The sequence below is a fragment of the Cohaesibacter celericrescens genome (assembly GCF_002866925.1).
In the GTDB taxonomy this organism is placed as follows: Bacteria; Pseudomonadota; Alphaproteobacteria; order Rhizobiales; family Cohaesibacteraceae; genus Cohaesibacter; species Cohaesibacter celericrescens.
This window is the reverse complement of record NZ_PKUQ01000054.1, coordinates 87,620-114,512: the sequence shown is the minus strand read 5'-3', so window position 1 is coordinate 114,512 and position 26,893 is coordinate 87,620. Positions and strand designations below refer to the sequence as shown.

The following is a 26,893-nucleotide window of genomic DNA, read 5'->3' as shown; positions in this document are numbered from 1 at the left end:
TGGGTTTCCACGCAGGTGGAGGTGTGTTTGTGTGGGAACCTACCCAGAGATTTCAAGCAACTGAACTGAGTATGCCATTGTTACATGGCTGGTATGCTTTGAATTCAAGCCTTTACGAGTAATGAGCAACTTGTTTGGGCAACTGGCACGAGGCTTGCTAACTCTCAGATCATACCCTTGTTGGGTTTAATCATGACTATGATTCTCTGGGAGGAGACAAGAATGAAGAAACTGGTTATGGCCGCTGCGGCTACCGCCTTTGCTTTGAGTGCAGCCCCTGCATTTGCCAATTGTGACGAGGGCGAGATTGTTATCAAGTTCAGCCATGTGACTGCTGCCACCGGCCATCCCAAAGGGGAAGCCGCAGCATTGTTGGCAAAGCGTGTCAATGAAGAAATGAACGGCAAAGCATGCATGGAAGTTTTCCCGAACTCCCAACTTTTCAATGATGATAAAGTGCTTGAAGCACTGCTTCTTGGTGATGTTCAGATGGCGGCGCCTTCCTTGGCTAAATTCGAGCGTTTTACCAAAAAATTTCGCATCTTCGACTTGCCTTTCCTGTTTAAAGACATCAATGCGGTTGATCGCTTCCAGACCTCTGCCGATGGTCAAAAATTGCTTGATTCCATGCAACGCAAAGGCCTTCAGGGTCTTGGTTATTGGCATAATGGCATCAAGCATTTTTCTGCGGGCAAACCGCTGCTTTTGCCAACGGACGCTGCCGGCATGAAGTTCCGCGTGCAGACCTCTGAAGTGGCCGTTGCTATGATCGAAGCTTTGGACGCCAACCCTCAGAAACTCGCTTTCGCTGAAGTCTATGGTGCCTTGCAAACCGGCGTTGTTGATGGTCAGGAAAATACTTGGTCTAACATTTACACCAAAAAATTCTTTGAGGTGCAGGACGGTGTCACTGTGACCAATCATCAGGTGCTTGATTACCTCGTGGTTACGTCTGTTGAATGGTGGGATGGTTTGGACGAGGGCATCCGCACCCAGTTAAAAACCATTATGGATGAAGTGGCCGCGACCCGTAATGCCATGTCCACCGAGATCAACGAGCAAAACCGCGCAAAAATCGCTGAAGCTGGCAGTGTGATCCGTGAATTGACACCAGAGCAGCGTCAAGCATGGGTGGATGCCATGAATCCGGTCTGGGATCAGTTTAAAGATGATATTGGTCAGGATCTGATCGATGCGGCGTTGTCTGCCAACAACTAATTTCCTTACAAAATTCGACAGTCATGAAGAAGGGCGGCGTATCTGCCCTTCTTTTACACTAATGCGCTGTTCTGGCAGTGCAGGGGGGGCTGATATGGAACGACTTTCTCGGATTGTCACCAAATTTGAAGAGACCGTGATCGCGCTGTTGATGGCAGGCATGGTGCTGCTGACCTTTTCTCAGGTGATTGCTCGTTATGTTTTCAACACCGGGTGGGGGGCCGCACTTGAGGCTACCACCTTGATGTATGCTTGGATGATTCTGTTTGGCATGTCCTATGGGGTCAAAATCGGTGCGCATTTGGGTGTTGATGCCATTGTGGCTCTGTTGCCCAAGCGCTTGTTTCGCATTGTCGCGGTGTTTGGTGCGTTGACGGGTGTTCTCTACGCGCTGATGCTGCTGGATGGCTCAATAACCTATCTCTCTAAATTGCATAAATTCAGTTTGGGCATGCAGGACCTGAGGTTTCCCGATTGGTTTGCTAATGGTGTGGCGCCTGCAATCGGCTGGGAGATTTTTGACAATGAAGTCCCACGTTGGTTTGCCTTTTCGATATTACCCATTGGATTGGTCTTATTTGCTTTTCGCTGTTTGCAAGCCGCATGGCAGATCATAACCGGCGATCGGCGCATGATGATTGCTAGCCACGAGGCCGAAGACCTTGTCGCTGAAAACAAAGATGCGGTTTAGGAGACAGGCTTCATGGATACTCTATTTCTATTTGGCATGGTCTTGAGCCTGCTGTTGTTGGGTGCGCCCATTTCAATCTCTTTGGGTCTGTCTAGCGTTGTTTTCATTCAATTTTTCTCAAATGACAGCTTGTCTTCGATGGCACAAAAGCTGTTCGAAGCGACTGAGCATTACACGCTTTTGGCTATTCCCTTCTTTGTGGTGTCGTCGAGCTTTATGGCGACTGGAGGGGTAGCAAAGAGGATCATTCGATTTGCTATTGTGGTCGTAGGGCCATTCCCTGGCGGATTGGCGATGGCTGGGGTCTTTGCCTGTATGTTGTTTGCAGCGCTGTCCGGTTCGTCTCCCGCGACTGTGGTGGCGATCGGTACGATCGTGATTGCGGGTATGAAAGAAGTTGGATATCCCAAGGAGTTTGCCGCAGGCATTATCGCCAATGCTGGCACGTTGGGCATTCTTATTCCGCCGTCGATCGTGATGGTGGTTTATGCGGCTGCCACGGATGTGTCCGTCGGGCGTATGTTTCTAGCGGGGATCATACCTGGTCTTCTGGCAGGTGCCATGTTGATGGTCGGAATCTATATTTCGGCCAAACGCAACAATTATCCGCGCCAGCCATGGCAGGGACGGCGTGAATTTTTGTCTGCCGCTTTGGATTCGTCCTTTGGCCTGTTCCTGATTGTCATCATTCTCGGGGGGATTTACGGCGGGGTATTTACACCAACTGAAGCGGCTGCTGTTGCTGCTGTGTATGCAGCGTTTGTGGCGTTGTTTGTTTATCGCGATATGGGGCCATTGCGCGGTGTCTTGTGGCGCCGGCCAAGCGAAAGCCTGCCGGAATTGGTGTTTCGCAATCTCTATATGACGATCACGCGCTTTCCGATGGCTCTGGTGCATCGTGATACACAGAAGGTCATGACCGACTCGGCCAAGACGACCATCATGCTGATGTTCATCATTGCCAACGCATTGCTGTTTGCTCATGTCTTAACGACCGAGCGCATTCCTCAACAAATCACCGATTTGATGGTTGGTGCCGGTTTCAACTGGTTCACCTTCCTGATTGCCGTCAATGTGCTGTTGTTGATTGGTGGGCAGTTCATGGAACCGTCAGGGCTATTGTTGATCGTCGCTCCGGTTGTCTTCCCGATTGCTATTGAATTGGGTGTTGATCCTATTCACTTGGGTATCATCATGGTGGTGAATATGGAGATCGGTATGATCACACCGCCTATCGGTCTCAATCTGTTTGTGACCTCGGGTATCACTGGCATGTCGCTCTTTCAGGTGGTGCGAGCGGCCTTGCCATGGGTAGGGATTTTGATGATCTTCCTTGTGTTGGTTACCTATATTCCGTGGCTCTCTACGGCGATCCCTACCGCTTTGATGGGGCCGGAGATCGTAACGCGATAAAGCCATGGGGCTTAAACGACCTCTTGTCTGAGCAATTGATAAAGCCGCATCTTTGATTATGATGCGGCTTTTCTTGTTATATCACCGTAGGGAACGGCTGATGTTCAGTTGAGCCCTGCGGTTTCTGCTCGTTTTGATGCCGCGCAGGTTCGCCCTCGTGCAATCCAAGTCGGGCTCTACGGGTTAAAAAATTAGCCGTTTTTGCTTAGGAATTCCCCCATGCGCTCAACTGCTTTGAGGATGTTGTCCAGACTGTTGGCGTAGGACAGGCGGATGTAGCCTTCGCCATAGACCCCGAAATCGGGTCCTCCGATTGTTGCAACTCCAGCTTCTTCCAGAAGCCGTGACGAAAGGTCTTTGGCTTTGAACCCAGTCTGGCTGATGTTGGGGAAAGCATAAAAGGCGCCTTTGGGTGTCACGCAGGACACGCTTGGCAGGCCGTTTAATGCTTCTACGACTGCCTTTCTGCGGGTGTCAAATTCCACCATCATTGCGTCAGCGGCCTCTTGTGGCCCATTGATGGCGGCAATGCCGGCGAACTGCGCTGCGCTATTGACGCATGAGTAGGAGTTGACCGCCAGCTTGCGTACATCATCATACAATTGTTTGGGCCAGACAGAAAATCCCAAACGCCAGCCGGTCATGGCATAGGTTTTTGACCAACCGGACAGCAGGATCAGCCGATCTTTGAGTTCAGGATAAGAGGTCAGGCTTTGATGCTCCAGACCGTCAAAGGTCATGCGGGAGTAGATTTCATCGGACATGATGGCGACATCGGGGAAAGCCTGCAATCCCTTGACCAATTTGTCGATTTCGCTTTTGGGGGTGACACCTCCGGTCGGGTTGGAGGGGCTGTTGACGATGATCAAGCGCGTGGCAGGCGTGATGAGGCCTAGCAATTCGTCTGCCGAAAAGGCAAAGCCGTTTTCCTCGCGCAGAGGCACAGGCACTGGTTTTGCACCGGTGAATTCAATCATTGAGCGGTAAATGGGAAAGCCCGGGTCTGGATATAGGATTTCGGCGCCTGGCTGACCGAACATGGTGATGGCCATATACATGGTGACTTTGCCACCGGGCATGATCATGACTTCATCGGGGCTGATGCTCGCACCGTGGCGGCGGTTCAAATCATCTGCCACTGCTTCGCGTAGTTTGGGGATGCCAATGGCCGGTGTATAGCCATGCTCTCCGGCGTTAAGGGCATCAATGGCTGCCTGAACAATATGGTCGGGCGTTTTAAAATCGGGCTGACCAATGCCCAGATTGATGATATCGCGGCCTTCTGCGGCCAATTGGTTGGCGCGTGCCAGAACGGCAAAGGCATTCTCATCGCCGAGGCTTTCAAAATTGGATATGGGTCTAAGCATGTGGCCTCCCAGCTGTCAGATTGTTGTTTGCGGCTAAGATAGGCGGTGCCCGAGCGCGCGTAAAGTCCGTTGAGCTACTGGTCTAAGGTAAAGAATGGGGTTAGATTAAGCCAACGGATCAAACGAGGAAATTCAATGATCAAAAGCCATTGGCGCGAAATGGGACGTGATGATTTTGCTGATCCCAGATTGGCAGAGGCGGTGGCTGTGTTGCCTATTGCTGCTATTGAGCAGCATGGACCGCATTTGCCAACCGGTACGGATGCCGTTCTGGCTGAAGGCTATATTGAACGGGTCGTGGCAAGCAAACCTATAAACTTGCCGCTGGTTTTTCTACCCGTTCAACAGGTGGGTTGGTCAGAAGAACATTTGGATGGCGATGGTACGTTGACGTCAAGCTGGAAGCATTTGTTACCGGTCTGGATGGATATTTGTCTGTCGGTGAAACGGGCGGGAATAAAGCGTCTTATCATCATCAACAGCCACGGCGGCAATGTGCCTTTGATGGAAATTCTCATTCAGGATTTGCGGGTCCATCACAACATGCTCGCTTCGGCAACCAATTGGCTGCGCTTCGGCTATCCTGACGGATTGTTTGAAACTGACGAAATCGCCTTTGGCATTCATGGCGGGGCGGTTGAAACATCCTTGATGCTCGCAATGGCGCCAAATCTTGTTGATATGAGCAAGGCGTCTAACTTTAAATCGCTGCAGCAAGATGTGGCTGAACAAAATAAACATGTGCGCTTTTATGGGCGCAAGTCAGTCGGCTGGATGGCTTCGGATCTGAATGGGGCGGGAGTGGTTGGCAATGCTGGAATTGCGAGTGCAGAGAAGGGCGAAACGCTTTTGGCCAATATCGCTCAAGAATTCTTGGTATATGCCCGAGAAGTCCAGCGGTTGCAGATAGGAATGGCTTGACCTTCCAGCCACTGGAGGCTTTAGACTGTACCTCTCTTGCATTCAATCATTCTGGCGGTAACAGATATGTCTCCAAGTTCCGACGCTTCTCCGATTGCCAAATCTAATGCCTCGCACGCAGACAAGACTTTGGTGTTTGACATCACCGGTATGCATTGTGCCGCCTGTTCTTCGCGCGTCGAGCGAGTGCTCAATGCTAAGGAAGGCATTGAAGCGCACGTCAATTTGGCGCTTGAGCGGGCTGATGTGACCGTCGATAATGGGTATGACGCCTCAGCCATCAAGGCCATGATCGAGAAAACCGGTTTTGGTGCGAGCCTGCGCCAAGGCAGTCTGTCTGAGCGCAAAGCACAGGCGGAAAAACTGGATTCTGATCGGGCACGTGAAGAAAGGCAGTCTTTTTATCTGTTTTTATTCTCGCTTGTGCTGACCCTGCCGTTGGTTGCTCCGATGATGCTGGGTTGGTTTGGGGTGCAGTGGCATTTGTCGCCAATGCTTCAGTTGGCTTTGGCGTTGCCGGTTCAAATTATTGTTGGCGCGCGGTTCTATCAAGGCGCGGTCAAGGCGTTGGTCAGTGGTTCGGCCAATATGGATGTTTTGGTCGCACTGGGAACCAGTGCTGCGTTTCTTTTTTCACTGTATCAAATGCTGACGTTAGGCGATGGGGCGGTGGGGCATCTCTATTTTGAGGCCTCGGCTGCGATTTTGACGCTGATTGTTTTTGGCAAGTGGCTGGAAGGCCGCGCGCGTCGCAGTGCTGCGGATGCCCTGCATGCCTTGATGGGGTTGCGGCCGCGAGAGGCGCGGCTGATTGGTACCGATGGTTCAACTGATCATCACGTGGCGATCGAAGCGGTGAAGGCCGGCGATCTTATTCGCGTGCTACCGGGTGAAGTGGTGCCCGTAGACGGAATCATTAAGGAAGGACGCAGTGAGTTCAACGAAGCCCTGTTGTCAGGCGAAAGCGAGCCGGTGTTAAGGCAAGCAGGTGAGAAAGTTATTACCGGAGCGATCAACGGTGTGGGTGCTGTGGTGCTGGAAGTTGTGGCGCTGGGCGATGATACCGTGCTGGCTCGAATTATCCGATTGGTCGATCAGGCCCAGACGGGGCGGGCCAAAATGCAGAGTCTGGCAGACCGGATATCTGCTATTTTTGTACCGGTGGTTGTTGGCATCGCTTTGTTGACTTTTGCTGTCTGGATGCTGTCGGGTGGCACGCTGGAACAGGCGCTGGTGGCCTCTGTTTCCGTTTTGGTGATTGCCTGCCCTTGTGCGTTGGGGCTTGCCACGCCCACGGCTCTGGTGGCGGGAACGGGTGCTGCGGCCAAAAGCGGTGTTTTGATCCGCGATATTGACGTGTTGGAACGCGCAGGCAAAGTCAGCCATGTGGTGTTTGATAAAACCGGCACACTGACCCGAGGCAAACCAAGTCTTGTCACCACGCGCATGCTGTCCCAAGATTCAGAGATGGATTTGATCGGTGATGTGGCCGCGGTTCAGGCAGGGAGTGAGCATCCGTTGGCCAAGGCGTGTTTGAATGCTGCGCAGAATCTTGGCTGTTCCATTCCGTCTGCCGAGCAAATTGTTGCCCATGTCGGGGAAGGTGTGGCTGGCCGGGTCAATGGAGCGGATTACTTGATTGGGACCTTTGGTTTTTTAGAAGCTCAATCTGTTGAATTGTCTGCTGCGGATGCCGCGCGCCATGATATTCAAACTGAGGGTCTGACGGTTTCCGCTGTGGCTAAAAACGGCGTATTGGTGGCGCTGCTGGGATTCCGCGATGAGGTTCGAGAAGAGGCTTTGCAAGCCGTTGCCGAGCTTAAAGCCAAGGGGCTGAAAACAATTCTGCTGAGTGGTGACGCGCCAGAGACCGTGCGTCGTGTCGGTGAAATCTTGGGTTTGGATGAGGCCATCGGTGGTGTTTCGCCCCGTCAAAAGCTGAGCAAACTGGAAAGCTTGCAAAAAGAGGGGCATGTGGTGGCGATGGTGGGCGATGGTCTCAATGACGCCCCTGCTTTGGCTCAGGCTGATATCGGCATCGCCATGGGGTCGGGTACAGATGTGGCTATCGGCGCGGCTGCGATAACATTGATGCGTGAGGATACCCGCTTGGTGGGGGCTGCATTCGATATTGCCCAGAGGACGTATAAAAAGATCTGGCAGAATCTATTCTGGGCGTTTTTCTATAATATTATTGGCATACCGCTGGCCGCCTTAGGGATGCTCAATCCCGCTCTAGCCGGTGGCGCAATGGCCTTTAGCTCGGTCTCTGTGGTGAGTAATGCCTTGCTTTTGCGCCGTTGGAAAGCCAGACAGACTGATTGATGCTGTCTGGCTCTGTTTCTAACTCTTGCTACGGATAGTTCAGGCCATGAAGCGCTGTTCAGCCAAGCGATCGGCGATCACAGCTGTGGGTTTGCCGCTTTTCTGTGCGTCAGTGAAAATTTGACTGAGAGTATTGCCGATGGCGCGTGTTCTGGCGATGGTGTTGGATGCAGCATTGGGGCCGAGGGGCTCGGCGACGGCAATAACGCCGCCCGCGTTTATAACATAATCGGGGGCATATAAGATGCCCCGTTCCATAAGCCGGACCCCGTCTTGGTTGGTTTCTAGCTGGTTGTTGGCGGCGCCAGCGACGATGGCTGCCTGAATGGCCGGAATGGTTTGACTGTTCAGGCCGGCACCCAGTGCACAAGGAGCAAAAATATCACAATCGACTGCGTGGGCTTCGTCTGGGCTGACGCTTTGGGCACCAAAGGCCTCGACGGCTCGTTTGAGATTGGGTTCATAGACATCGGACAGGATCAGTTTGGCACCGTCTTTGTGCAAATAGTCGGCCAGTCGGAACCCGACATTGCCCAGCCCTTTCACGGATATATATTTTCCAGCGAGATTATCGGAGCCATACATATGCTGTGCGGCTGACTTGATGCCACAATAAACGCCAAGCGCGGTGAAGGGACTTGGGTCTCCCAGACTGGATTGAGAGGTGCCGCCAACGTTGGGTGCGATTGAGGCCATTAAATCGGCGTCTTTATTGGTGATGCCTACATCCTCTGCCGTGATGTAGCGCGCTGCCAGGCATTTGACATGATGGGCAAACGCGCGCAGTAGATCCGGGGTTTTATCCGTGTGGGAATCGCCCAGAATAACCGATTTCCCTCCGCCATGGGGCAGGCCTGCAAGAGCGTTTTTATAGGTCATGCCCCGAGAAAGGCGCAGTGCATCAGTTAATGCTGCGTCGCCAGTATCATAGGCCCACATGCGACAGCCGCCTATGGCGGGGCCGAGATTGGTGTTGTGGACGGCTATGATGGCGCGCAATCGACTTTTTTTATCCGAACAAAACAAGACCTGTTCATGGTCATGAAATTCAGGGTGATCAAATGTCGCAGGCATTTTTATATTGTTGGTGATCAGGTTCATAATTCCCTCAAATGTAATTGTTTTGGAAATTATCAATCAATTGTTTGAAAATATCGCATTTATTTTTCTAAGAATTCGGGAGATATCGGAAATAATCCTCTTGTTTTATTGCTGTGTCGAAATTCATATTCCTGTTGATGAGCCTGTGCGACATGTTCTTGCCGAACTGCTTGCCTAGAAAGTTAGACTGCTGCGTCTGCTATGGTCATATGGTAGTGATTCTGCTGGATGGTTTTGCTGTTTTCTTGTTTCTCAGAGGTGTTTCGATGTTCAAGTTGTTGGGTCCTATTCTGCACTCTCTGCCTTTATTCATTATTGCTTGTGCGGCACCTCTGTCGGTGGCGAAGGCGCACCCCCACGTATGGGTGACGGTGCAGGCTGAAGTGGTCATGCAAGAGCGGTCCGTCAAAGAAGTGCGTTATCAGTGGACCTTTGATGAGGCTTTCAGTGCTTTTGCCAGCCAAGGGTTGGATGACAGTGGGGATGGGGTTCTCTCGCGAGAGGAGTTGCAACCTCTGGCGCAGGTGAATGTTGAGTCTCTCTCGGAATATGCCTATTTTTCTGATCTCTATATTAAGGGTGCCCCAGAGACAGAAGCTTCAACCTTTGGCGATCCAAAAGACTATTGGCTTTCAGTGAAGGGTGAAACGCTGGTGCTGCATTTCACTTTGCCGGTGGTCGCGGATGTTAAGGTGGAGCAAGAGGTGTTGCTTGACGTTTATGATCCCAGTTTTTTCGTAGACTTTTCTTTTGCGGCGAAGGAGCCAGCCAAGTTGACCAGCGCTCATCAGGGGTGTTCCATTCGCGTCAAACAGGCCGAAGCGCTTGATGATGAGACGATGGGATTGCTGGCTCAGATTCCTGCGGATCAACGCGAGATTCCGGATGATTTGATGCAGATGACATCCACTATGGCCAATCAGGTGATTTTGACATGCGAATAGACATGTCTGAGCGTATGCGATCTGCGTCAATCATTTTTGCAGTGATTCTTTTAGCGACTGCGATGGTGCTGCTGGCAGGGTTCTTGCCCGGGGCGGAAGCCTTTGCCACAAAGTCGCCATTTGGCGTTGCATTGCCCGAAACGACAGGGCCGCTCATGGGATCTGGGGTTTGGGGAGACATACAAGGCTGGATTTTGGCGCGTCAGTCTGAGTTCTACATGGCTCTTAAAGATGCAGTAAAGTTGGTTGAAGGCAGTTGGGCTGCTTTGGGGGCTTTGTTAGGGTTGTCTTTTGCCTATGGGGCCTTCCATGCGGCGGGGCCTGGCCACGGCAAAGTGGTGCTGACGACTTATTTGTTTGCCAGTGGTGCGACCGCTCGAAAAGGTGCCCTTTTGGCGCTCATAGCTGCAATGGTGCAGGCTTCGGTGGCGGTTTTTTTGATCGGCATAGCAGCAGTTGCACTTAATCTCACTGCGGTTGCCATCACCCAGACAGCACAGCTTTTGGAATTGGCGTCCTATGGCATGTTCGTGCTGTTGGGGCTGTGGCTGTTGTTGCGCGCTTGGCGTGCCTACCTCTCTGTGCGTGCTTTGGGTAATGTAGCTAATAAAACGGATAGTCACGCCCACACGCACTCGCATGTCCATGGTCCCTCACAGCATCACGACAGCTTGCACATCCATGAGCATAAACATGACCATGCGGAAGGCTGTGGTTGTGGTCATTCTCATGCGCCTGCACTTGAGTTGGTTGAAGAGGCGCACGGCATGCGCGGGATGGCTCTTGCTGTGGTTTCGATGGGGCTGCGGCCTTGTTCAGGGGCGTTGATCGTTTTGGTTTTTGCGTTGTCTCAGAAAGTGTTTTGGGCTGGTGTTCTTGCAGCCTATGCGATGGGGTTGGGTACAGGATTGACCATCGCTATGCTTGCTCTGGTTGCTGCCTATGCACGGAGCTTCTCGCAGACTCTGGCAGAGCGGGGTATGTCGCATAGAATGCTGGATTGGTTCGGTGCTGCTGTCTTGTTGCTGGCCGGGCTCGTTGTGCTTGGATTTGGTCTTGTGCTGTTGTTGGCCAATCTGTTGTGAAGATTGGTCCTGGTGGTTTGAACCTGATGTTGCAAACCATTCGGCATTTTCTGAGGAATCAAATGATCAAAACAATTTGATGGATTGCCGTGCAAACCCCAGAAATATTGGGGGAAATGTTTTGTGCTATCCATTAGCAAGAGTTGCTAAAGATCGAGAAAGCTTTCTGTCGTCGGGCCGACAAGTCCCATTTCCATGGCAATGTGGGTCAATTGAGCGGAATTCCCGCCGCCGATCTTCTCGCGCATTCTTTGCCTGTGGCTCTCCACTGTGCGGACTCCGATGCCCAGAATGGACGCAATTTCTTTGTTGGCTTTGCCTTCTGCAATCCCTTTGAGGACATCGAGCTCTCTGTCCGTGAGATTGTAGGGGTTGTTTTCGGCCTTGTCGTTGTCTTCTTTGAGGGCTTCCAGCGAGATGCTTTTGGAAAAATAATATCCGCCGGCGGCCACAGATGCGATTGCCGATGTCATGCCTGAGGCACAGACATCTTTGAGTAAAAAGCCGTTGGCTCCTGCTTTGACAGCTGCTTGCACATATTCAGGATTGTCATGCATCGAGAGGAACAGAATGCGGCAATCTTTGTTTTCTTGGCGGATAAGACGAGCTGCTTCCAATCCGTTGCAATTGGGCATCGAGATGTCGAGCATAACAACATCGGGTTGATGCAAGCGGGTGAGTTTGACTGCTTCCAAGCCATCGACCGCTTCGGCAACGATATCCAGATTGTCGCTAAGTTCCAGCCGCGCGCGAATGCCGTCACGCACCAAAGCGTGGTCGTCGGCAATCACGATCCTGATTTTTTTATCCGTGCTCTGCGCTTCGTTGGATGCAGAATTGGTCATTGTATCACGCGGTTCCGTCTGTTTACCCAAGTGTTTTGTTCCAAATAGCCTATGCGCCGGAGAATGCAAAGCCACTTGGTCTAGCAATTGAGGCTTTTCCTCTGGTCTAGGCCAAGTAAGTGAAGGCTTGAGCCCTGCGTTGGACAGGGATTGTTAGACTTGTGGCATAAGGCCGATAAGCTCCAAGCCGCCTGATACGCCATTGCGGATGCTCAAATTGCCACCCTGACTTTCCATCCGTTCTACCATATTGCGCAGCCCCAAGCCATTGCCGCTTGAGGGTTGATCAGGCGTTTTTAATCCCTCGCCATTGTCCCAGATTTTCAATGTCACAATCTTGTTGTCGTCATCCACCTTCATTTCAATTTGTACCACACTGGCGTTGGCGTGACGTACCACATTGGTCAACGCTTCCTGAACCACCCTGTAGATAGCAATTTTGGCTGTCTCAGATAGGCGATTTCCAATGGTATCAGCCCTTATTTGGGTCTCGATTTGGGTGCTTTCTTCAAAATCGCTCCCCAGTTCCCTGATCGCGACGGCGAGGCCGATGTTGTCCAGTGCTGAAGGGTGCAATGCTTTGGAGATGCGGCGCACGTCCGAGATTGAGGTGTCGAGAATGGATAGGCTTTTGTTCATAAGAGGTAAGGCTTTGTCCGGTTTTGATATATGATCAATGGCCAGCTCCAGACGGTGGCGCACGCTGACTAAAAGCTGATTGATGCCATCATGCAGGTCATTGGATACGCGTTTGCGTTCTTCCTCCTGCACATCGACGATGCGACGGGTCAAGGCTTTGAGTTTTTCATCGGCGAGTTTATGTTCGTTATAGTGCAGGGCTGCGACGGCGATGGCGGTGACCACAACGGCGAGAAGGGCGACAAGGAACAATATTGTTTCTGCCTTACGCGTAGAGGCGCGCATGTCGGCCCTCGAGGAGTTTATTTGTTGCTTGATGTCATCCAGGTAAAGACCTGTACCGAGCATCCATCCCCATTTTGGTAGGTAGATCGAATAACCCAACTTTAGTGTTTTTTCGCCCGTTGAGGGCTTGTTCCAAATATAGTTGGTAAAGCCACCGCCATTCACAGCTTTCTGCATCAAGTCTTGAATTAGAAACTTTCCGTCTTCGTCTTTGATATACCAAATATTTTTCCCGATGAGATCTGGTGACGGCGCGTTAACAAGGCTGGTCCCTTTGCGATCATACGCAAAGAAATAGCCGTCATCACCATAATTCAGATTGTGCAAAATTTGCTGAACCGCTTTTTGTGCCACTCGGATGTCTACGGTTTCGTCGACATAGTCTTGGTCTATTGCGGTGCGTGCCAGCGAGATGTAATTTTTGAGCTCTTGCTGGCGGAAATCGAGGATGCGCTTTTCAATTAGCCGAGTCTCCACCTCAATGAGACTGTTTGCTCCGATGTGGATCAGCCAACCAGTGAGCGCTGAAACGGCGATAATGGGCAATATAGCAATTAGTAAAATTTTGAGTTTAAAAGGTAATTTTACGTTGGCATTGGAAAGCTTTTGTGTTCGTATCTTGCTCATGTTGCGCCTTTGGCTGAGGAATTGTGTAGTTCTACGCAATATTGCTCGCTGATACTACTCTAGCCGGTCCATCGGCGTTTCTGTAAGCACTAAAACTGGCCTAAATGGTCCGCAATCGACAATAGATTGCATCTGGAGGAGAAAAATATATGGATCGTCGTTCCTTTCTAAAGAAAGCTACGCTCGCGTCTGGCGCAGCGGCCGCAACCACTTTGGCTGCCCCCGCAATTGCTCAGGACAAACGCACGCTGAAATTGGTCACAACTTGGCCTAAAAACTTCCCTGGTCTTGGCACAGGTGCTCAGCGTATGGCTGACCGTATCACTGCCATGACAGATGGTCGTCTGACCGTCAAGCTTTACGGTGCTGGTGAATTGGTGCCTCCGTTCGAGTGCTTCGATGCGGTTTCTACCGGTACAGCAGACATGTATCATGGTGCTGAATATTACTGGCAAGGCAAGCACAAGGCCTTCAACTTCTTTACCGCTGTACCAATGGGCCTGACCGGCAATGAGCTGGATGCCTGGATTCTCAATGGTGGTGGTCAGGAATTGTGGGACGAGCTGGCCGCACAATTTAACATCAAGCCTTTCATGGCTGGTAACACTGGCGTTCAGATGGGCGGCTGGTTTAACAAGGAAATCAATTCTCTTGAAGACCTCAAAGGCCTGAAAATGCGTATGCCTGGCCTTGGTGGCGAAGTTCTTCGCCGCATGGGGGCGTCCGCTGTGGCTTTGCCGGGTGGTGAAATTTTCCCATCCCTGCAGTCTGGTGCGATTGATGCGACCGAATGGGTCGGCCCTTGGAATGACCTTGCCTTTGGGTTCTACAAGATCACCAAATTCTACTACTATCCCGGTTTTCATGAGCCAGGTTCAGGCCTGTCTTGTGGTGTGAATCTTGACCTGTTTAACAGCCTGTCCAAAGCCGATCAGGCTGTGGTGCAGAATGCTTGCATGGCAGAAAACAATTTCATGTATTCCGAGTTCAACGCCAAAAACGGTGCGGCTCTGGAAACATTGCTCAATAAGCATAGTGTCAACCTCAAGCAGTTCCCTGACGAAGTGTTCGATGCGATTGGCAAAGTCTCCGAAGAGGTTGTTGCAGAAGTGGCTGATACCGATGAGCTTTCCAAGCGCATCTATGACAGCTACATCACAGCCCGTAAAAACGTAGGCGATTGGGGTCGTATTGCTGAGCAGACCTATACCCTTAGCCGCGATCGCGTGCTGGGTTAATCAGCTCACTACGACACCTATGCTTTGGCTCCTCCCGATTTTTTGGGGGGAGCTTCTTTGTCCGGGAGGACACCTTTATAATTTGGAAGCCGTAAAGGCAGTTGCACGCTTCTTGTTCATGCGTGCGACAAACGGTCTTCTTGCCTTAAATCGTGTTGATAAGAGAGCCTTTGGCTTGGTTGTTAACCGCGGTTGCGTCAGGGCAGGGTGGGACAGGAGTTTGATAAATGCGTGCACTCGCGGACCTGATTGATCGGGTCAATGTGGCATCGGGCAAAGGACTTGCCTGGTTTACCCTTTTCATCGTTCTCATACAATTTTCCGTGGTGTTGATGCGCTACGTGTTTGGTGTTGGCTCTATTTGGATGCAAGAGCTCATTATTTATTTGCACGCCTTTCTGTTTATGCTGGCGTCCGCTTATACCTTTTCCAAAGAAGGCCATGTGCGGGTTGACATTTTCTATCGTGAGGCGCGTCCGCGTACCAAGGCTAAGGTTAATCTGTTCGGGGCGCTTTTCTTGATGATGCCCTTCTGCATTTTGATTATCTATGTTTCTTGGGCCTATGTGGCCAACAGTTGGTCGATTTTGGAAGGCAGTCAGGAAACATCCGGTATTCAGGCGCGCTTCCTTCTCAAGAGTGCGATTATAGGGTTTGCTGTGCAAATGGGGTTGCAGGCGTTTGTGATGGCCGTTCGGTCGTGGGCTGCGTTGCAAGGCGACGAAGTTGAATTGCGTCGCATGCAGATCGGAGGAAATCACTGATGGAAGCACTTGCACATTCTCTCGATTTGGCGATGTTTGGCGCTGCCTGTGTTGTTCTGATGCTCGGCTTTCCTGTCGCTTTTAGCTTGGCAGGTGTTGCGCTGGCCTTTGCTCTGATTGGCTGGTTGGTCGGTGTCTTTGATATGTCGTTTTTGTCGGCCTTGCCGCAGCGTATCTTTGGAACGATGACCAATGAGACCTTGTTGGCGGTGCCGCTGTTCGTCTTCATGGGTGTCATGCTTGAACGGTCCAAGGTGGCCGAAGAATTGCTCGATACGATGGGGCGCATGCTTGGGTCCGTTCACGGTGGCTTGGGCATTGCTGTTTCTATTGTTGGTGCCCTGCTGGCTGCCTCCACGGGGATTGTCGGCGCAACGGTTGTCACCATGGGGCTGCTATCATTGCCGACCATGCTCAAGCGTGGTTATTCTCCTGAATTGGCTTGTGGGTCGATTGCGGCAGCCGGTACGCTCGGGCAGATTATTCCGCCCTCTATTGTTCTTGTTATTCTGGGAGATCAGCTTTCCAATGCCTATCAAAAAGCGCAGTTGGAAATGGGGATCTTCTCTCCCGAGACAGTTTCGGTTGGTGACTTGTTTGCTGGGGCATTGCTTCCTGGTTTGATGCTGGTGGGTTTCTACATCATCTATCAGGTGTTCATTGCGATCATTCGTCCCAGTTCAGCGCCATCCATTCCCAAGGCCGAGAATCCCGGTGTGACAGCTCGGGAAGTTATCCATGCGCTTTTGCCTCCGATCTTCCTGATTCTGTCGGTGCTCGGTTCCATTCTTGGGGGAATTGCCACACCTACCGAAGCGGCCGCTGTTGGGGCTGTTGGCTCTATTCTGTTGGCTGGATATCGGTTGGATGAAAATCACAGTTGGCCGATATTTCTGGCGGCGATCGCGCTGATTGTGATGCTGATTTTGACTGCCAATGTGGATTTGCGTGTTGCGCGCAATGATATTTCACAGGCAGACATGATTGCGACTGTTGGTGCTGCGGTCTGTGCGTTGCTGTTGGCTTTTGGTATCCTGAGTGCTCTTTACCGGATTTACCGCAAGAAAGTGCTTGTTCCGGTGATGGAGGGAACCACACAGGTGACCTCCATGGTGTTCATCATCCTGATCGGAGCGTCGCTGTTCTCGCTGGTCTTCCGCGGGTTGGGCGGTGAGGAAATGATTCAGGAAACCCTGAAAGATATTCCCGGCGGCGCTGTTGGTGCCATGATTGCCGTGATGCTTTTGATGTTCTTTCTTGGTTTCTTCCTCGATTTCCTTGAAATTGTGTTTGTTGTCGTTCCGATGGTTGCTCCCGTTTTGCTGCAACTGGAAATGCCAAACGGCGACCCAATGAGCCCTGTTTGGCTGGGAATTATGATGGCCGTCAATCTTCAAACGTCGTTCCTGACGCCACCATTTGGATTCGCGCTGTTCTATCTGCGAGGGGTTGCTCCGCCTTCTGTGCGCACGATCCAAATCTATAAGGGCATCATACCCTTTGTGATGATCCAAATCTTGGCTCTGGTCTTGCTGTGGCATCTGCCAAGCTTGGCGACTTGGTTGCCTCATGTGATTTATGGATAAATGGACGAGCCATCGTTCTGATTGACATGCAAAATGCCGGGCCTTTGGTCCGGCATTTTTGTTTTGTGGCAAAGGGTGGCTCAGCCTGGCGCCAATAGTGTTGAGTCTCGGTCGAGTTTGCCTTTTGGGAATTATGACAAGGCATCTGGTTGTTATTCACAGGCTGGGTGCAAAGCGACTTACTGCTCACTAAGCTATGCATTTTCGATCTAGGCTGATGAGAATGCGTCTTCCGTTTACGTAATTGACAAGTGGTGCGTTGTGTGGCGCTGCAAGAAGCCACTGATATCGCCATACAATTTCGACAAATGACGTAAACGGAAGTCAAAAGTATTCTTATAAATCATTTACTTGTGTAATATGAAAATTTTTTAATTTGATGGTTTCGGGTCTTCACCCTTCGACTAGTAAGGCTTGGTAGGCCTTGATTTGTCCATGCCTTTGGGCGTTAGATTACAAAAAACACTGATAACCCAAAAAATGGGAACAGAGGAAATACCTATGTCAGTTGCGGAGGAGACTGTAACGCCACGCCTGGAAACTTTTCCAGCCGTGTTGTTGCGGAATGCGAAAATATGGCGTGATAGGCCTGCATTGCGAGAAAAAGATCTCGGGATTTGGCAGACATGGTCTTGGGCGGACACTTTGGAGGAAGTGCGAGCCTTTTCGATCGGTCTGGCAGAGCTTGGCATTGGACGCGGTGATCACGTCGCCATTCTGGGCGCCAATCGCCCTCGTTTGTATTTTTCATTTGCTGCGGCGCAAGCATTGGGGGCTGTGCCCGTTCCCGTGTATGCGGATTCTGCGGCGGATGAATTGGTCTATATTCTGGAGCATGCGGACGCCAAGCTGGTGATCGCTGAAGATCAGGAGCAGGTCGATAAAATCCTTGAAATTTCGGATCAGCTGCCTGCGCTCAGAGAAGTCGTTTATGACGATTCCAAGGGATTGCGCGCCTATGATCCAACGCATTTGCATGCGTTTGAGGCCGTACAAGACAGGGGTCGCGCGGCTCTGGCTGCCGAATCTGGCCGAGAATCTGCATGGCTGGATCAGATTGCGCTGGGCAGAGGCAGTGATATCGGGGTGATGCTTTACACCTCTGGCACAACAGGCAAGCCGAAGGGTGTTATGTTGTCCAATGACAATGTCATGATTTCTGCGATTAACGCCTGTGAGACAGAAAATCTATCAGAAACGGACGAGGTTCTTGCTTACCTGCCTTTGGCATGGGTGGGCGATCACCTCTTCTCCTACTGTCAGTCTTATGTCGCTGGTTATTGCATTTCCTGTCCGGAAAGCGCCGAGACGATGCAAACGGATCTTCGAGAAATCGGACCGACATTCTTTTTTGCGCCACCGCGTATGTTTGAAGCTCTGCTCACCTCTGTGATGATCCGTATGGAAGATGCAGGGTCCTTCAAGCTGCAGATGTTCCACTATTTCATCAAGCATGCTGAGCGGGTCGGTGAAGATATTCTCAATGGCAAGCCCGTCGCCTTCATGGACCGGCTCAAATATTGGTTGGGCGAATTCTTTGTTTATGGCCCATTGAAGAATAATTTTGGCTTCTCCAATATTCGCATTGGGTACACCGCTGGTGAAGCAATCGGCCCTGAGATTTTTCGCTTTTATCGGTCCTTGGGAATCAATCTCAAGCAGCTTTATGGTCAGACAGAAGCTTCGATTTTTGTGACGGTTCAGCCGGATGGCGAGATCTATTCCGACACCGTTGGCAAACCATCCAAGGATGTTGAAATTAAAATAGCTGAAAATGGTGAAGTGTTGTTCCGCTCACCCGGTGTTTTTGTGGCCTACTATAAAAATGACGCATCAACCAAAGACACCAAAGATCATGATGGTTGGGTCTTTTCTGGGGATGCGGGTTTCTTTGATGACCGTGGTCACTTGAAGATTATTGATCGGGCCAAGGATGTCGGGAAATTAACCGATGGGTCTTTGTTTGCGCCCAAATATATCGAAAATAAACTCAAGTTTTTCCCCAATATCAAAGAAGCTGTGGCGTTCGGCGATGGGCGTGATCACGCGACCGTGTTTGTGAATGTTGACTTGAGCGCTGTTGGCAACTGGGCCGAGCGTAACAATATCGCATACGCTTCCTATCAGGAATTGGCCGGGCATCCGCAGGTCTATGACATGATCCGTGAGCATATTGAACAGGTTAACGAAGATCTGTCCAAAGAGCCCATAATGGCCGCCTCGCAAATCAAACGGTTTCTTGTCTTGCACAAAGAGCTGGATGCCGATGACGGTGAGTTGACCCGTACCCAAAAGGTTCGGCGCCGGTTTGTTGCAGAGCGTTATGCCGATCTTATTGAGGCGCTGTATGGGGACAAGGAAGAGCAATTCACTAAGACCGAAGTGGTCTATGAGGATGGCCGCAAAGGCATTATCGAAGCCACGGTCAAATTGGCCAATGCTAAAACGTTTCCCTTTGAAAAACAGGCAGGGGAGGCCGCAGAATGACCAATCAGGCTAATGTGAATGAAAATTTGAGGGCTGCAGACAACAATCAAGACCCCGAGGTGATGCTGGCTGTTGAGCATGTCTCGCTGTCATTTGGCGGCGTGAAGGCGATCACCGATATTTCCTTTGATATTTTCAAGGGCGAGATTCGAGCCATTATTGGACCAAATGGCGCAGGTAAGACCTCGATGCTGAATGTCATCAATGGGTTTTACCATCCGCAGGAAGGGACGATCATGTGGCAGGGCAAAGTGCGCAAACGCATGAAGCCGCATGAAGCTGCCAAAAGCGGCATAGCTCGCACGTTCCAGAATGTTGCTTTGTTCAAGGGCATGTCGACACTGGATAATGTGATGACCGGACGCGGGCTGAAAATGAATGCCGGTTTTCTGTGGCAGTGCCTGCATATGGGGCCGGCATTGCATGAAGAAAATGCCAATCGCGAGAAGGTCGAGGAAATTATCGACTTTCTGGAAATTCAGCATATCCGCAACAAGCCCGTCGGCAAGTTGCCTTATGGTTTGCAAAAACGTGTTGAGCTTGCGCGTGCCTTGGCGATGGAGCCCGATCTGTTACTTCTGGATGAGCCGATGGCAGGCATGAATCTTGAAGAAAAAGAGGATATGTCGCGCTTTATTATCGAAACCAATCAACGATACGGCACCACAATTGCCCTTATCGAGCACGATATGGGGGTTGTTATGGACTTGTCGGATCGTGTGGTTGTTCTCGATTATGGAAAGAAAATTGGTGATGGGCCGCCCGCTGAGGTGCAGGCCAATCAAGAGGTGATCGACGCCTATTTGGGTGTGTCACACTGATGTTTTCCGCTTCTTCTTTGCACTATAAACACTCGGAGGCAAATCCATGAGTGTGGAATTCGGCTTCTTTCTAGAGACTGTCATATCGGGCCTGATGGCTGGTGTTATGTATGCGCTGGTGGCGCTTGGTTTCGTTTTGATTTTCAAGGCTTCTGGCATTTTTAACTTTGCACAAGGGGTCATGTGTTTGTTCGCCGCGCTCACCTTTGTTGGAGTGCAGGAGAAATTAGGGCTGCCTGTGTGGCTGGCTTTGCCCGCAGCGGCTGGCGTAATGATTTTGCTTGCCTGGTTGATCGAGCGGTTGATTTTGCGTCATCTGGTCAATCAGGATCCGATCATTTTGTTTATGGCGACCATAGGTCTGGCCTATGTGCTTGAAGGTTTGGGCGATGTTCTTTGGGGATCTGATGTCAAACCTTTGGATATCGGTTTGCCTCAAGGTGCGTCGGACTATCTGCTCGACAATTATAACCTGTATGTCGAAAAGCTGGAAGTCGTCGCGGCAATCATTGCGTCGATATTGGTGGCAGTTTTGGCTCTGTTCTTCCAGAAAACCCGCGTCGGACGCGCGTTGCGCGCTGTGGCCGATGATCATCAGGCGGCTTTGTCTGTCGGCATCTCGCTCAATACCATTTGGGTGGTTGTTTGGTCCGTTGCCGGCATCGTTGCCTTGGTCGCAGGGATCATGTGGGGATCGAAGTCAGGCGTGCAGTTCTCCTTGTCGCTGATTGCACTCAAAGCACTTCCCGTGCTCATACTGGGCGGTTTTACGTCGATCCCGGGCGCGATTATTGGTGGTTTGATTATTGGCGTCGGTGAAAAAGTTGCCGAAGTTTATATGGGGCCGTTCGTTGGCGGCGCCGTTGAAAACTGGTTTGCTTATATGTTGGCACTCGCCTTTCTGCTGGTCCGGCCTCAGGGTCTGTTCGGCGAAAAGATCATCGAAAGGGTTTAGCAGATGTTCTATCGCGAAACAGGTCAATTCAAGACCAACTATACCGACGATCGTGCGATATTTCCGATACGGCAGGACCGCTACGGCATCATGGCGATTTTGGCTGTGGCCTATTTGGTTGTTCCCTTCTTTATCGATGATTACTGGGGCAACGCTATCTTTGTGCCGTTGTTGATTTATTCCCTCATCGCGTTGGGGCTGAATGTACTGGTAGGCTATTGCGGTCAGATTTCTCTTGGTACAGGGGCGTTCATGGCGGTGGGCTCCTATGCGTCCTTCAAGTTGATGACATCGTTCCCCGGGCTGGATTTTGCCGTTGTTGTGCTGATGTCGGGCTTGATTACGGCTGTTGTCGGGTCGCTTTTTGGCCTGCCATCCTTGCGTATCAAGGGCTTTTATCTGGCGGTGGCGACACTTGCGGCGCAATTTTTCATTATCTGGCTCTTTAACAAGGTGGAATGGTTCTACAATTATTCCGCTACGGGCCAGATCACGGCACCGACGCGCTCGTCCTTCTTCATTGATGTGACCGGCTCTAGCACGCCAATTCTGTATAAGTATTTCTTCTGTCTGATTTTTGTGACGTTGGCTGCCTGGGTAACCAAAAATATTGTCCGTGGCCGTATCGGTCGTCAATGGATGGCTATTCGCGATATGGATATTGCTGCGGAGTTGATCGGGGTGCGTCCGTTAACCACCAAGCTGATGGCTTTTGCTGTTTCCAGCTTTTTGATCGGCATGGGAGGCGCGCTGTATTTCGGGGTCTGGTTGGGAGCTGCCGAACCGACAGAAGCCTTTGGCATCGACCAGTCCTTCCTTCTTTTGTTTATGGTCATCGTTGGCGGACTAGGGACCATTTTGGGGAGTTTTTTGGGGGCCGCATTCCTTTGGCTTTTCCCGATTGCATTCAAAAATTTCATGGTGGACACGGTTGGCCTGTCCACCGCTATGTCAGAGCATTTTCAAATCATGTTGATGGGTGCTCTGATCATTTTCTTCCTGATTGTTGAACCTCACGGGCTGGCGCGCTTGTGGCAGATCTTGAAGGAAAAACTACGAATTTGGCCATTCCCGCATTAAGCAAATGTGCGGGGCGGGCTGCCCCAGCTCATCGCTTGAGCTTATATTCTGGAGGAGTGCCTGACCTTTATAAAAACAAGCAGGCAGGCACTATTATTGGAGGAACAAAGATGAAGATGTTTAAAGCAAAAATGGTCGCCGGTGTTTTGGCAGCCTCCTTGCTGGCTCCTGTGGCTGGCATGGCGAATGAATTGATTTTGCCTTCCCTTGATTACCGAACCGGACCTTATGCTCCGGGTGGCATTCCTTATGCTAACGGTTATGCTGACTATTTCGCTCTGCTCAATGAGCGTGATGGTGGGATCAATGGTGTTATGGCCAAGGTTGTGCCTTGTGAGACCGGTTACAACACCAAAAAAGGTGTGGAATGCTATGAAAAGACCAAAGATATCGGGTCTGGTGCATTGGCATATTTGCCGCTGTCCACCGGCATCACCTATCAGCTGATCCCAAAAGTGACACAGGATAAAATTCCACTTGTTACTATCGGCTATGGCCGAACATCTGTAAGCAATGGGAAAGTCTTTGAATATGTCTTCAACCCACCCGCCACTTATTGGGATGGTGCCACCGTTGCAGTCAAGCATGTGATCGATACGGAAGGCGGCGCTGATAAGCTTAAAGGCAAAAAAATTGCGCTTGTTTATCATAACTCTGCCTATGGCAAAGAGCCTATCCGGACCTTGGAAAAACTGTCTGAGCAGCTTGGGTTTGAACTGACACTTTTGCCTGTTGATCACCCTGGTCAAGAGCAAAAAGCAACATGGTTGCAGATCCGGCGTGGGCGCCCTGATTGGGTCTTCATGTGGGGCTGGGGTGTTATGAACCAAGTTGCTATTAAGGAAGCTGCATCCATTCGTTTCCCCATGGAGAAATTTGTTGGTGTTTGGTGGTCAGGTGGCGAGAATGACGTTTTGCCTGCTGGTGATGACGCACATGGCTACAAAGCCGTCAATTTTGTGAACGTGGGTGCTGACTTCCCGCTGCACAAAGACATCAAGACCTACGTTTATGGCAAAGGTAAAGCTGTTGATGCTGACTTTGAATCTCGTATTGGTGAGACCCATTACAATCGTGGGGTTTATGCTGGCGTTCTTGTTGCCGAAGCCATCCGCAAGGCAATGGAAATCCATGGGACTGATCAGGTCACCGCTGAAATGGTAAAAGACGGTTTTGAACATCTGGAAATTTCTGCTGATAAATGGGCCGAGTTGGGCTTGGCTGGCTTTACCGGTCCGGTGAATGTGACGTGCGCCGATCACCGTGGGCCATCCAGTATTGCCGTTCAGCAATGGGATGCAAAAGCCAAAAAATGGGCTATCATCAGTGATTTTGTCGAGCCAATGGATGATGTCACCGCGCCATTGATCAAGGCTGATTCTGAAGCCTATGCCAAAGAAAACGGCATCACAGAACGTGCGTGTAACTAATTGCGCTTGATGTGAGATATGCCTTTACCGTGTCGCGGAGCTTGCTCTGGGGCACGGCCAAATAATCATAAAAATCAAAAGACGACCGAAAAGCCTGATGTGCCTGTCAGGGAGGAGAGTGCCGTGAGTGATGTGAACAACGAAACCATTCTATCGGTGAATAACATTGAAGTCATCTATGATCACGTCATCCTTGTGCTCAAGGGCGTGTCGCTTACGGTTCCTCGTGGTGGCATTGTCGCCATTCTTGGGGCCAATGGTGCGGGCAAGACTACGACCCTAAAAGCAATTTCCAATTTGCTGGGTGCTGAGCGCGGAGACGTGACCAAAGGCTCAATCGAATTCTTGGGCGAGGAAGTTCAGGCCTTGTCGCCGAACAATCTGGTCCGACGCGGCTGTATTCAGGTTATGGAGGGGCGGCATTGTTTTGGCCATCTATCAATTGAGGAGAACCTGTTGACCGGCGCCTATACCCGTAAAGAAGGGGCTGCCGTTATCAAGCGCGATCTTGAAATGGTGTATGACTATTTCCCTCGCTTACGGGAACGCCGCAAAAGCCAAGCCGGTTACACTTCGGGCGGTGAGCAGCAAATGTGTGCTATCGGTCGGGCAATGATGGCCAATCCTTCAATGATTTTGCTCGATGAACCTTCTATGGGGCTGGCTCCTCAGTTGGTGGAAGAGATTTTTGAAATTGTCAAAAAGCTCAATGTCAACGAGGGGGTTTCTTTCCTTTTGGCCGAACAAAATACATCTGTTGCTCTGCGCTATGCCTCTTATGGTTACATTCTGGAAGGCGGACGTGTCGTGATGGACGGGGCGGCCAAGGATTTGGCCGAGAATCAGGACGTCAAAGAATTTTATTTGGGTGTTGGCGGGGACGGTCAAAAGTCTTTCCGCAATGTGAAGCATTACAAGCGCCGCAAACGCTGGCTGGCTTGAGCAATGGAGCTTTCCATGTCTGATTATTATGACGACCGGGATTTACAAGATCCGGACGCTCGTGAGCGGCGCCTTTTCGCACGCCTGCCTGCGCTGGTTGCCAAGGCCAAGGAATGTGCTCCGGGTTGGGCGCTGCATTTGAAGGACAATGATCCGGCAAGTCTTATCGATCGGCAGGGACTTGCCAAGTTTCCGATTCTACGAAAAACAGATTTGTTTGCAAGTCAGCAAGAAAGCCCACCGTTCGGTGGTTTTGTTGTTGGGCAGCCTGCTGATTATGGCCGCGTGTTTATGTCGCCGGGCCCAATCTGGGAGCCGCAAGGGCTGGCTGCTGATCCGTGGCGCGGAGCGCGGGCTTTGTATGCCGCTGGATTGCGACCGGGCGATATTGTTCACAACGCTTTCTCGTACCATTTGACACCCGGTGGGTTCATTCTTGATGAGAGCGCGCGGGCTTTGGGCTGCGCTGTTTTTCCCGCAGGGGTGGGCAACACAGAAACCCAAATCGAGGCCATTGCTGCTTTGCGTCCTTGCGTTTATGTCGGCACGCCGGATTATCTTAAATTGTTGCTCGACAAGGCTGATGAGATGGGAGTCTCGTTGGATAGTTTTAAAAAGGCTTTGGTATCGGGTGGGGCTCTTTTTCCCGCACTGCGTGAGGCCTATCAGGGGCGCGGCATTGCGACTTCACAGTGTTATGCAACAGCTGATCTGGGAATCATTGCCTATGAGAGCCTCGGGCATGGAGGCATGTTGGTCAATGAAGATGTGATTGTCGAAATTGTGCGCCCCGGAACGGGAGACCCCGTTACGCCGGGAGAGGTGGGGGAACTGGTGGTGACCTGCTTTAGCGATATTTACCCGTTGATCCGCTTTGCAACGGGAGACTTGTCTGCCATATTGCCCGGCCAGAGCTCCTGCGGGCGCACGGCGATGCGAATCAAGGGCTGGATGGGCCGCGCCGATCAACGCACTAAGATAAAGGGCATGTTTGTTGATCCCGCTCAGATGGACAGTTTGGTTAAACGCTTTGACGCTCTTGGCAAGGTGCGGCTAGAAGTCTCTCGGCAACAGGATCAAGATGTTATGGTGCTTAAGGCCGAAGCCGACGGCAAAGACGACGCTTTTGTCATGGAGTTGACTGTCGCTTTGCGTGAGGTGACTAAAATCGGTGGTAGCGTTCAGCTTGTACCGTTGGGAAGCCTGCCAAACGATGGCAAGGTGATCGCTGATGAACGAGACTATTCAACTTGAAGCCAGATAGAAGTCTAATTGGACCGTAAAGTCAAAACAAAGCCCGCGGGATACTCTCGCGGACTTTCTTCGCTATATCGGTTCACAGGCTTATAATGCGAGTGCTGACAGGCTTTAGATTTTTTTCAAATTCACACGATCAATCAATTGTTGACCTGTTTCAACGCGTTCAGAATAGCGGTCGACCAAATGGTCTGAGCGGCTACGAGTCATCCATGTAAATTTCATCAGCTCTTCGCACACATCGACAATGCGGTTGTAATAGGGGGATGGTTTGATGCGATCCTTGTCGTCAAATTCGGTGAAGGCCTTGGCAATGGAGGACTGGTTGGGGATGGTGATCATCCGCATCCAGCGCCCCAATATGCGCATTTGGTTGACTGCGTTGAAGCTTTGAGATCCGCCTTCTACCTGCATCAGAGCTAGTGTCTTGCCCTGTGTAGGACGCACGGCGCCCAGAGACAGAGGTATCCAATCGATCTGGGCTTTCATGATGCCGGTCATCGCGCCGTGGCGTTCGGGAGACACCCAGACCATGCCTTCTGCCCAAGAAGCGAGGGCTCGTAATTCCTGCACTTTGGGGTGGTCAGCATCGGTGTCATCAGGCAGTGGTAAACCTGAGGGATTGAAAATGCGCGTGTCTGCACCCAGTTGCGTCAAGATGCGGGCTGATTCTTCGGCGACGAGGCGAGAAAATGAACGTTTACGCAGAGAACCATACAACAACAATATGCGCGGGGCATGGCCCGGATCGTCCGGTCCTGCCAAATAGCTGTGATCGATGGGATGCAACAGGCTTGGGTCTGCCAAATGGTCCCTTGCATTGAAATCAGAGTTGGAAAGGTCAATGTTGATGGGGCTCATTATTTTATTTA

22 protein-coding genes are annotated in these 26,893 nt (G+C 51.1%); 17 read left to right on the top strand and 5 right to left on the bottom strand.

Annotated features, from left to right (window positions below; all coding sequences use genetic code 11):
• The first annotated feature begins 222 nt into the window (after window positions 1-222).
• The 3 genes from C0081_RS20960 (at window position 223) to C0081_RS20950 (ending at window position 3,322) form a co-directional block, all read left to right on the top strand.
• Entirely contained in the window at window positions 223-1,218 is a 996-nt protein-coding gene (locus C0081_RS20960) for a DctP family TRAP transporter solute-binding subunit (RefSeq protein ID WP_101535690.1), read from the top strand.
• 94 nt (window positions 1,219-1,312) lie between these two features.
• Window positions 1,313-1,909: a TRAP transporter small permease gene (locus C0081_RS20955; RefSeq protein WP_101535707.1), complete on the top strand. Its 597-nt coding sequence runs from the start codon at window positions 1,313-1,315 to the stop codon at window positions 1,907-1,909.
• A 12-nt stretch (window positions 1,910-1,921) separates the two neighbouring features.
• A complete protein-coding gene (locus tag C0081_RS20950) occupies window positions 1,922-3,322 on the top strand; it encodes a TRAP transporter large permease (protein WP_101535689.1) in 1,401 nt (466 codons plus the stop codon).
• A gap of 191 nt (window positions 3,323-3,513) precedes the next feature.
• Here C0081_RS20950 and C0081_RS20945 read toward each other — a convergent pair whose 3' ends face one another.
• Entirely contained in the window at window positions 3,514-4,689 is a 1,176-nt protein-coding gene (locus tag C0081_RS20945) for a pyridoxal phosphate-dependent aminotransferase (RefSeq protein ID WP_101535688.1), read from the bottom strand.
• A 135-nt stretch (window positions 4,690-4,824) separates the two neighbouring features.
• Between C0081_RS20945 and C0081_RS20940 the strand changes: the two genes are divergently transcribed.
• Both C0081_RS20940 and C0081_RS20935 read left to right on the top strand, forming a co-directional pair.
• A complete protein-coding gene (locus tag C0081_RS20940) occupies window positions 4,825-5,610 on the top strand; it encodes a creatininase family protein (protein ID WP_210200583.1) in 786 nt (261 codons plus the stop codon).
• A gap of 66 nt (window positions 5,611-5,676) precedes the next feature.
• On the top strand, window positions 5,677-7,935 hold the full coding sequence (locus tag C0081_RS20935) for a heavy metal translocating P-type ATPase (protein WP_101535687.1): 2,259 nt from the start codon (window positions 5,677-5,679) through the stop codon (window positions 7,933-7,935).
• Between the two features lie 39 nt (window positions 7,936-7,974).
• Here the strand turns inward: C0081_RS20935 and C0081_RS20930 are convergent, their stop codons facing one another.
• The gene (locus tag C0081_RS20930; protein WP_101535686.1) at window positions 7,975-9,036 is read right to left on the bottom strand and encodes a Glu/Leu/Phe/Val dehydrogenase dimerization domain-containing protein; all 1,062 of its coding nucleotides are present in this window, start codon (window positions 9,034-9,036) and stop codon (window positions 7,975-7,977) included.
• Between the two features lie 266 nt (window positions 9,037-9,302).
• Between C0081_RS20930 and C0081_RS20925 the strand changes: the two genes are divergently transcribed.
• Both C0081_RS20925 and C0081_RS20920 read left to right on the top strand, forming a co-directional pair.
• Window positions 9,303-9,980 carry a DUF1007 family protein gene (locus tag C0081_RS20925; RefSeq protein WP_210200582.1) on the top strand — a complete coding sequence of 226 codons (678 nt, stop codon included), beginning with the start codon at window positions 9,303-9,305 and terminating at the stop codon, window positions 9,978-9,980.
• A 2-nt stretch (window positions 9,981-9,982) separates the two neighbouring features.
• Window positions 9,983-11,065, top strand: coding sequence for a nickel/cobalt transporter (locus tag C0081_RS20920; RefSeq protein ID WP_180966991.1), 1,083 nt, complete (start codon window positions 9,983-9,985; stop codon window positions 11,063-11,065).
• Between the two features lie 146 nt (window positions 11,066-11,211).
• Here the strand turns inward: C0081_RS20920 and C0081_RS20915 are convergent, their stop codons facing one another.
• Complete coding sequence (locus C0081_RS20915) at window positions 11,212-11,910, bottom strand: response regulator transcription factor (RefSeq protein WP_101535705.1); 699 nt, start codon at window positions 11,908-11,910, stop codon at window positions 11,212-11,214.
• A gap of 153 nt (window positions 11,911-12,063) precedes the next feature.
• Window positions 12,064-13,461: a cache domain-containing protein gene (locus C0081_RS20910; RefSeq protein WP_101535683.1), complete on the bottom strand. Its 1,398-nt coding sequence runs from the start codon at window positions 13,459-13,461 to the stop codon at window positions 12,064-12,066.
• A 149-nt stretch (window positions 13,462-13,610) separates the two neighbouring features.
• On the opposite strand from C0081_RS20910, the gene C0081_RS20905 reads away from it, so the two are divergent.
• The 10 genes from C0081_RS20905 (at window position 13,611) to C0081_RS20860 (ending at window position 26,018) form a co-directional block, all read left to right on the top strand.
• Complete coding sequence (locus C0081_RS20905) at window positions 13,611-14,699, top strand: TRAP transporter substrate-binding protein (protein ID WP_101535682.1); 1,089 nt, start codon at window positions 13,611-13,613, stop codon at window positions 14,697-14,699.
• Window positions 14,700-14,926: 227 nt separating this feature from the next.
• On the top strand, window positions 14,927-15,463 hold the full coding sequence (locus C0081_RS20900; RefSeq protein WP_101535681.1) for a TRAP transporter small permease subunit: 537 nt from the start codon (window positions 14,927-14,929) through the stop codon (window positions 15,461-15,463).
• On the top strand, window positions 15,463-17,049 hold the full coding sequence (locus C0081_RS20895; RefSeq protein ID WP_101535680.1) for a TRAP transporter large permease: 1,587 nt from the start codon (window positions 15,463-15,465) through the stop codon (window positions 17,047-17,049). Before C0081_RS20900 ends, C0081_RS20895 begins: the two co-directional genes overlap by 1 nt.
• A 501-nt stretch (window positions 17,050-17,550) precedes the next feature.
• Window positions 17,551-19,536 carry an AMP-binding protein gene (locus tag C0081_RS20890; protein WP_101535679.1) on the top strand — a complete coding sequence of 662 codons (1,986 nt, stop codon included), beginning with the start codon at window positions 17,551-17,553 and terminating at the stop codon, window positions 19,534-19,536.
• 62 nt (window positions 19,537-19,598) lie between these two features.
• Window positions 19,599-20,357 carry an ABC transporter ATP-binding protein gene (locus C0081_RS20885; protein WP_245418014.1) on the top strand — a complete coding sequence of 253 codons (759 nt, stop codon included), beginning with the start codon at window positions 19,599-19,601 and terminating at the stop codon, window positions 20,355-20,357.
• A 46-nt stretch (window positions 20,358-20,403) separates the two neighbouring features.
• On the top strand, window positions 20,404-21,312 hold the full coding sequence (locus C0081_RS20880; protein WP_101535677.1) for a branched-chain amino acid ABC transporter permease: 909 nt from the start codon (window positions 20,404-20,406) through the stop codon (window positions 21,310-21,312).
• A gap of 3 nt (window positions 21,313-21,315) precedes the next feature.
• Complete coding sequence (locus tag C0081_RS20875) at window positions 21,316-22,392, top strand: branched-chain amino acid ABC transporter permease (RefSeq protein WP_101535676.1); 1,077 nt, start codon at window positions 21,316-21,318, stop codon at window positions 22,390-22,392.
• 110 nt (window positions 22,393-22,502) lie between these two features.
• Window positions 22,503-23,822 (top strand): ABC transporter substrate-binding protein, encoded by a 1,320-nt coding sequence (locus tag C0081_RS20870; protein ID WP_101535675.1) that lies wholly within the window; start codon window positions 22,503-22,505, stop codon window positions 23,820-23,822.
• Between the two features lie 123 nt (window positions 23,823-23,945).
• The gene (locus C0081_RS20865; RefSeq protein ID WP_245418012.1) at window positions 23,946-24,764 is read left to right on the top strand and encodes an ABC transporter ATP-binding protein; all 819 of its coding nucleotides are present in this window, start codon (window positions 23,946-23,948) and stop codon (window positions 24,762-24,764) included.
• A 15-nt stretch (window positions 24,765-24,779) separates the two neighbouring features.
• Window positions 24,780-26,018: a phenylacetate--CoA ligase family protein gene (locus C0081_RS20860; protein ID WP_101535673.1), complete on the top strand. Its 1,239-nt coding sequence runs from the start codon at window positions 24,780-24,782 to the stop codon at window positions 26,016-26,018.
• 114 nt (window positions 26,019-26,132) lie between these two features.
• Here C0081_RS20860 and arsH read toward each other — a convergent pair whose 3' ends face one another.
• Window positions 26,133-26,882, bottom strand: coding sequence for an arsenical resistance protein ArsH (gene arsH / locus C0081_RS20855; RefSeq protein ID WP_101535672.1), 750 nt, complete (start codon window positions 26,880-26,882; stop codon window positions 26,133-26,135).
• Window positions 26,883-26,893 lie beyond the last annotated feature (11 nt).

Excerpts from the sequence above, each read along its gene's own strand:
- C0081_RS20875 (WP_101535676.1), top strand. The coding sequence starts at position 21,316 with ATGTTCTATCGCGAAACAGGTCAATTCAAGACCAACTATACCGACGAT.
- C0081_RS20930 (WP_101535686.1), bottom strand. The coding sequence starts at position 9,036 with ATGAACCTGATCACCAACAATATAAAAATGCCTGCGACATTTGATCAC.
- C0081_RS20870 (WP_101535675.1), top strand. The coding sequence starts at position 22,503 with ATGAAGATGTTTAAAGCAAAAATGGTCGCCGGTGTTTTGGCAGCCTCC.
- C0081_RS20945 (WP_101535688.1), bottom strand. The coding sequence starts at position 4,689 with ATGCTTAGACCCATATCCAATTTTGAAAGCCTCGGCGATGAGAATGCC.
- C0081_RS20905 (WP_101535682.1), top strand. The coding sequence starts at position 13,611 with ATGGATCGTCGTTCCTTTCTAAAGAAAGCTACGCTCGCGTCTGGCGCA.
- C0081_RS20880 (WP_101535677.1), top strand. The coding sequence starts at position 20,404 with ATGAGTGTGGAATTCGGCTTCTTTCTAGAGACTGTCATATCGGGCCTG.
- C0081_RS20960 (WP_101535690.1), top strand. The coding sequence starts at position 223 with ATGAAGAAACTGGTTATGGCCGCTGCGGCTACCGCCTTTGCTTTGAGT.
- arsH (WP_101535672.1), bottom strand. The coding sequence starts at position 26,882 with ATGAGCCCCATCAACATTGACCTTTCCAACTCTGATTTCAATGCAAGG.
- C0081_RS20940 (WP_210200583.1), top strand. The coding sequence starts at position 4,825 with ATGATCAAAAGCCATTGGCGCGAAATGGGACGTGATGATTTTGCTGAT.
- C0081_RS20900 (WP_101535681.1), top strand. The coding sequence starts at position 14,927 with ATGCGTGCACTCGCGGACCTGATTGATCGGGTCAATGTGGCATCGGGC.
- C0081_RS20885 (WP_245418014.1), top strand. The coding sequence starts at position 19,599 with ATGCTGGCTGTTGAGCATGTCTCGCTGTCATTTGGCGGCGTGAAGGCG.
- C0081_RS20910 (WP_101535683.1), bottom strand. The coding sequence starts at position 13,461 with ATGAGCAAGATACGAACACAAAAGCTTTCCAATGCCAACGTAAAATTA.
- C0081_RS20920 (WP_180966991.1), top strand. The coding sequence starts at position 9,983 with ATGTCTGAGCGTATGCGATCTGCGTCAATCATTTTTGCAGTGATTCTT.
- C0081_RS20860 (WP_101535673.1), top strand. The coding sequence starts at position 24,780 with ATGTCTGATTATTATGACGACCGGGATTTACAAGATCCGGACGCTCGT.
- C0081_RS20955 (WP_101535707.1), top strand. The coding sequence starts at position 1,313 with ATGGAACGACTTTCTCGGATTGTCACCAAATTTGAAGAGACCGTGATC.
- C0081_RS20925 (WP_210200582.1), top strand. The coding sequence starts at position 9,303 with ATGTTCAAGTTGTTGGGTCCTATTCTGCACTCTCTGCCTTTATTCATT.
- C0081_RS20915 (WP_101535705.1), bottom strand. The coding sequence starts at position 11,910 with ATGACCAATTCTGCATCCAACGAAGCGCAGAGCACGGATAAAAAAATC.
- C0081_RS20895 (WP_101535680.1), top strand. The coding sequence starts at position 15,463 with ATGGAAGCACTTGCACATTCTCTCGATTTGGCGATGTTTGGCGCTGCC.
- C0081_RS20950 (WP_101535689.1), top strand. The coding sequence starts at position 1,922 with ATGGATACTCTATTTCTATTTGGCATGGTCTTGAGCCTGCTGTTGTTG.
- C0081_RS20890 (WP_101535679.1), top strand. The coding sequence starts at position 17,551 with ATGTCAGTTGCGGAGGAGACTGTAACGCCACGCCTGGAAACTTTTCCA.
- C0081_RS20935 (WP_101535687.1), top strand. The coding sequence starts at position 5,677 with ATGTCTCCAAGTTCCGACGCTTCTCCGATTGCCAAATCTAATGCCTCG.